The 585-nt window shown below is 63.2% G+C and carries 1 protein-coding gene; it reads right to left on the bottom strand.

Translation table 11 applies throughout. The annotated features are described in order from the left end of the window. Positions 1–155: 155 nt before the first annotated feature. On the bottom strand, positions 156–585 hold a 430-nt coding region (locus EOD07_RS36750), incomplete at its 5' end, for a class I fructose-bisphosphate aldolase (RefSeq protein ID WP_127238528.1).

Raw genomic sequence — 585 nt, 5'->3', positions numbered from 1 at the left:
TTGGTCCAACGTTACCATCTCGAGCGCGGTCTGTTCGGGGGCGGGTCGCTTCAACATGACCCAGTGAATCAAAAACCCCCGGCTAACGCCAGGGGTTTGTCAGCAGTCTGAACCCGGGCCGATGGCCCGGGTTCTTAATGGCAAAGAAGGTGATGTCAGGCGGCCTTTTCCAGGGCCGGCTGCCATTTCCCGAGCGCCGCCAGATGGTTCATGTGGGCGCGGTGGGTGAAGGCGGCCTGGCCCGCGGCGACGTTCGAGGCCTTGCCGCTCCACGCCTTCTGCGGCGCGGCCTGCAGCGCGCGGCCATAGGAGAAGGTGAGCTTCCACGGATGCGGACCGATGGCGTTGATGGCGTTGAGGTTGGCGGTCGCCTCCTCGTCCTCCTGGCCGCCGGAGAGGAACGCGATTCCCGGCACCGCTGCCGGCACCACTTCGCGGAACAGTTTTATCGTCTTCTCGGCGATTTCCTCGGGACTGTCGGTCTTGCCGGATTTCTTGCCGGAGATGACCATGTTGGGCTTCAGGATCGAGCCTTCCAGGACGACGCGCGCCGCGTAAAGCTCGTTATAGAGCTTAAGCAAGGTC

This window comes from Mesorhizobium sp. M2C.T.Ca.TU.002.02.1.1, assembly GCF_003997225.1.
This window is presented reverse-complemented; position numbering and strand designations above follow the sequence as displayed.